Genomic DNA, 2,078 nt, shown 5'->3' on the forward strand with positions numbered 1-2,078 from the left:
TTGATTTTTAGAATTTCTTCAAGATTTGTGGTATCTCCCTTTACATCTATCGGTGTTTTCTTCTTTACCCAATTACGTATTGCTGTTTGGCTTAGGCCATATTCGTCTGCTACTTCCCTAACTGTTTTTCCTGATAATACTAACTCTGCAATCATTATTTTGAATTCATCTGTATAAGTTTTTCTTTTAGACATTTTATGGACACTTCCTTCCTCATTTAGTAGTATATAAAAAACCTTATTTAGTGTCCATACTTATTGGATCTATGTCAATAGTTTGGACAAAAATTTAGGTTTTTTTGTGGGTCTCCGCCACCATTGACAATCCAAACATAAATGCTTTTAGGTTTCTACCCGAAGGCGATAAACTCAAAGCAAGCTATGTTTTGTGCCTTCGTGGTGGAATATTGTAGCATTTATTTATTGGCTTATCAATGGCAAGCCCTACGGGTGGCTATCATCCCCTCAGGCTCAAAATCTAAAGCAAGCTATGCTACTCTACATAGATTCTCATATTCATCTGGAGTCATGTAGTTGATTGATGAATGAATCCTTTTTCTATTATAAAATCCTTCTATATATTGAAATAATATTAACTTAGCATGATTATGATCTATAAATGTATTAAGATATACGCATTCTTTTTTTAGTATTGCATGAAAACTTTCTATACAGGCGTTGTCATAAGGACAACCTTTAGCACTATACGATAGTTTAAATTGCTTTGATTCCACTGTTTCACGATATTCCTTTGACGTATATTGTGAGCCTCTATCTGAATGTATAATTAATCCTTTACTTGGTTTTTGGGTAGTTACAGCATTATCTAATGCCTTTAATACTAAGGATGTATCCATGGTCTTTGAAAAACTATATCCTACTATTTTTTGGGTATGCAAATCTAAGATAGATGCTAGGTAATTCCATCCATCCTTTAAAGTATGAATATATGTAATATCAGCGACCCATTTTTCATTTATCTTCGTTGTAGAAAAGTCTCTATTTAATAGGTTTTCACCTTGTTCATATACCTTTTTGGCTCTATAAGGCCTATATTTTTTAACCACAATTGATCTGATTCCTAATTTTTTCATATGCCTTTGAACCCGCTTAATGCTAATAGTTTCATAGCCCATTTTCATCAACTCTTTGCGAATTTTAGGGGCTCCATAGATTTTGTTACTATTATTATAGATTGTTAGAATATCTTCTCTAAGCTTCTTATTAAGAGTTTTCCACTTGTTTCCAGGCTTTTCCTTATGCTTATCATAATAGGTGCTTCTAGGATATTTTAGCACCTTGCACATAGTATCTATGCTGTGTTCCTTAGAATTAGCTTTTATTATTTCAAATATAATATCAGGATTTATTTGGTTGCGAATATGGCCATAGCTTTTTTTAATATATCATTTTCTTCCTTAAGTCTTGCATTTTCCTTCTTGATTTTTAGAATTTCTTCAAGATTTGTGGTATCTCCCTTTACATCTATCGGTGTTTTCTTCTTTACCCAATTACGTATTGCTGTTTGGCTTAGGCCATATTCGTCTGCTACTTCCCTAACTGTTTTTCCTGATAATACTAACTCTGCAATCATTATTTTGAATTCATCTGTATAAGTTTTTCTTTTAGACATTTTATGGACACTTCCTTCCTCATTTAGTAGTATATAAAAAACCTTATTTAGTGTCCATACTTATATACTAACATCAGAGGTGCTATATGGAAAGTGAGTTTATAGACTACCTATAAGGAATTGAAACCCGATACCACCGGGTAAGTGGGAGAAAGGAGATAATTGTTTATAGACTACCTATAAGGAATTGAAACAACCTATCATGACACAGGAAGAATTTGATAGAGCTAGTTTATAGACTACCTATAAGGAATTGAAACAAGAATTGATGCAATCAGAAGAAATGCAGAGTATTTGTTTATAGACTACCTATAAGGAATTGAAACAATATATGGGCGAATAACTCATATATACAGTAATGTTGTTTATAGACTACCTATAAGGAATTGAAACTTGGGGTAATCGGAGATGGTGGATAGATGGTTGTTTCGTTTATAGACTACCTA

The 2,078-nt window shown here is 32.6% G+C and carries 2 protein-coding genes and 1 CRISPR repeat array; both genes read right to left on the bottom strand.

All coding sequences use genetic code 11. The features are described from left to right. Positions 1-194 (bottom strand): transposase (locus tag CUL_RS16885; protein ID WP_051403510.1); only part of this gene is annotated, 194 nt, incomplete at its 3' end. Between the two features lie 293 nt (positions 195-487). Next, positions 488-1,632 (bottom strand): IS3 family transposase gene (locus CUL_RS0107010; protein WP_097677625.1). Its coding sequence is split into 2 segments (ribosomal slippage): positions 488-1,401 and positions 1,401-1,632, totalling 1,146 coding nucleotides; the frame shifts between segments, so codons are not numbered across the junction. A 97-nt stretch (positions 1,633-1,729) separates the two neighbouring features. Then, a CRISPR array of direct repeats spans positions 1,730-2,027; the repeat unit is 32 nt; unit sequence GTTTATAGACTACCTATAAGGAATTGAAACAA. Positions 2,028-2,078: the final 51 nt, after the last annotated feature.

The sequence above is a fragment of the [Clostridium] ultunense DSM 10521 genome, assembly GCF_000511955.1.
GTDB classification, from domain to species: Bacteria; Bacillota; Clostridia; order Tissierellales; family Tepidimicrobiaceae; genus Schnuerera; species Schnuerera ultunensis.